The 2,593-nt window shown below is 44.7% G+C and carries 3 protein-coding genes and 1 pseudogene; 1 reads left to right on the forward strand and 3 read right to left on the reverse strand.

Going from position 1 to position 2,593, the window contains the following annotated elements:
* A pseudogene (locus ACEW8S_RS18970) lies at positions 1-481 on the forward strand (sodium:solute symporter); the annotation flags it as partial.
* Between the two features lie 39 nt (positions 482-520).
* On the opposite strand, the gene ACEW8S_RS18975 reads toward ACEW8S_RS18970, so the two are convergent.
* From ACEW8S_RS18975 to ACEW8S_RS18985, 3 genes are all read right to left on the reverse strand, one after another.
* Positions 521-880 carry a CoA-binding protein gene (locus ACEW8S_RS18975; RefSeq protein WP_373519676.1) on the reverse strand — a complete coding sequence of 120 codons (360 nt, stop codon included), beginning with the start codon at positions 878-880 and terminating at the stop codon, positions 521-523.
* A gap of 2 nt (positions 881-882) precedes the next feature.
* Positions 883-1,890, reverse strand: coding sequence for a 3-oxoacyl-ACP synthase III family protein (locus tag ACEW8S_RS18980; RefSeq protein ID WP_373519677.1), 1,008 nt, complete (start codon positions 1,888-1,890; stop codon positions 883-885).
* A gap of 174 nt (positions 1,891-2,064) precedes the next feature.
* A partial coding sequence (locus ACEW8S_RS18985) for an AarF/UbiB family protein (RefSeq protein ID WP_373519678.1) occupies positions 2,065-2,593 on the reverse strand: 529 nt, incomplete at its 5' end.

Consider the following 2,593-nt stretch of genomic DNA (forward strand, 5'->3'; position numbering starts at 1 on the left):
AGACCATTTGGGACTCATTGCAGGAATAAGTTTTTTACTGGGGATAATCGCCGCGTCGTTTTCAAGCGTGGACTCCGCCCTAACGGCCCTTACTACCTCGTTTACCTATGATTTTTTGGATATTTCGAAAAAAACGGGAAACGAAAAGAAGAAGTATAAAAATTGGGTGTTGGTCGGATTTTCGGTAGTGCTGTTTATCATCATCATGGCCTTTTCGGAAAGCCGCGGTGATGTGATCTCCCTGATTTTTAATGTCGCCGGATATACCTACGGACCGTTATTGGGGCTGTTTCTCTTCGGGATGTTTACGACCGTAAAAATCAAGGACAGATTTGTTCCGATACTTTGCATCGCCGCTCCCGTAATCACCTATGCCCTTAGTTTATACAGTGCCTTACAATTCGATTTCAATTTCGGATTTATCAGTATTGCGGTCAATGGCTCGTTGACGATTTTAGGATTGCTGTTGATACGGAAATAGTTGCAGTTGAACCCTCCAGTGCGGGCAGGCTTGAACCTTTCAATACTGTCCCGTAGCCAAAAGCACCAAAGTACAGGCCACCTCGACTTCTATCCCATTTTTTTTGAGGATTTCATACAGTTCGGGATTCTCCGTCCCAGGATTGAAGATAAGGCGTTTCGGCTTTAATCGAAGTATTTGGTCGATGTATTCAGATTGATGTTTTGCACCTATATATAAGGTAACGGTATGAATATCCTGAAAATCCCCGAAATCGCTTTTGATAGCTACCTCTCCTATTTGACCCGTCCGTAAACCAAAGGCTTCCGTATTTATCCCATTATTCAATAGGCGATTTACCGCAAGGTTACTATACCGGCTTGGTTTTAATGAAGCCCCTAGAACAAGTGTCTTTTTCATTTTCACCATCTGATAATAGCACTGCCCCAAGTAAATCCACTTCCAAAAGCGGCCAGAACTACCAAATTCCCTTCTTTTACTTTGCCCGATTCCCAAGCTTCGGTCAAGGCTATGGGTATGGACGCAGCAGTGGTATTGCCATATTTCATGATATTATTGAAGACCTGATCATCGCTCAGCCCGAATTTCTTCTGAATGAACTGCGAAATACGGAGATTGGCCTGATGTGGCACCAAAAGGTCGATATCCGTCGGTTGCAGATCGTTGATCTTCAAGCCTTCCATAATCACCTCGCTGAACCGGACGACCGCGTTTTTAAAAACGAACTGTCCGTTCATATACGGGTAGTACGATTCGTCATCGGCGTCATCATCGGCAATAATATCCGTGACCCAACGTTTGCCCATGCCCGGTGCAATGAGTGAAAGCTCTTCGGCATGTTGTCCTTCAGAGTGTAGATGGGTCGATAAGATTCCTTTAGAATTATCTTCTTCCCGGGTCAGAATGGCGGCTCCGGCACCATCCCCGAAAATAACGGAAACGGCCCTCCCCCGGGTCGTCATATCTAGTCCATGGGAATGCAACTCAGAGCCTATGACCAACACATTTTTGTACATCCCGCTCTTGATATACTGATCGGCAACGGAAATGGCATAAATAAAGCCCGAGCATTGATTTCTGACATCGAGAGCACCTACGGTCTTGATGCCCAGATCGCGCTGAACGAGCACCCCGGGACCGGGGAAATAATAATCGGGACTTAAAGTCGCAAAAACGATAAAATCGATATCGTCTTTATCGATTCCGGCGCGTTCGATGGCGATTTTTGCCGCTTTTACGCCCATGGTAGTCGTGGTGTCGTCTCCCTTAATAACGTGTCGACGCTCTTTGATTCCGGTACGTTCCTGGATCCATGCATCGTTGGTATCCATCATTTTGGACAAGTCATCGTTGGTCACAACGTTTTCGGGCGCAAAATACCCTAATCCGGTAATTTTTGAGTTGTACATGCTAGTGGTTCTTGAATTAGTGTGCATTTCAATTCTTGGGAAGAAACTAAAGTAGTGAATTTGATGGACATGGATTACAATGAACCCTATTTAAACTGTTTCCGGACGACAGTATGGCAGCAATTGAGGGAGGCCTTCTTGAAAAGGCTCCATAAACAAATAAAAAGGAATCACTTATTTAGGGAGATATTTCTTATAATCGTTCACTGCTACTTTCGCTTTCAGGTCGTGCAATAGATTATAAAGTCCGAAAAAGGTACGGTTCATATATAGGAAGTGCTTGGAACCTCGATTGCCGTTCATTTTGCGAATCTGGCTGTCTTTTGCATAACGTTCGCTCAGGTCGGCAATCTTTGTCCAAAAATCATCAGCACCGAAATCGAAGTGCTCTTCGTTGAAAGGGGATGTAAAAAGTGTCAACATCTCTTTGAACAAGACTTTGAAGAATTTGAGCTCCTCCGGGGAATCGGTTGCGGTCAAGATTTCCAGTTCGTACATCTTTTCGGTAAAGATCGTGTCGTTTTCGATACTCTCCTTTTTCGCCAATTCGAAATAGGGCACGTAGAATTCGTCGGGCACCGCTTTGATACAGCCGAAGTCGATAGCGATCAAGGTATTTTCTTCGCTGACCAAGAAATTGCCGGGATGCGGGTCGGCATGTACCTTACGCAAACCATGGATTTGGAACATATAAAAATTCCAT

It is taken from the genome of Pricia sp. (assembly GCF_041745955.1).
Classification (GTDB): Bacteria; Bacteroidota; Bacteroidia; order Flavobacteriales; family Flavobacteriaceae; genus Pricia.

Coding starts and splice junctions, on each gene's coding strand:
- ACEW8S_RS18975 (WP_373519676.1), bottom strand. CDS start 880: ATGAAAAAGACACTTGTTCTAGGGGCTTCATTAAAACCAAGCCGGTAT.
- ACEW8S_RS18980 (WP_373519677.1), bottom strand. CDS start 1,890: ATGTACAACTCAAAAATTACCGGATTAGGGTATTTTGCGCCCGAAAAC.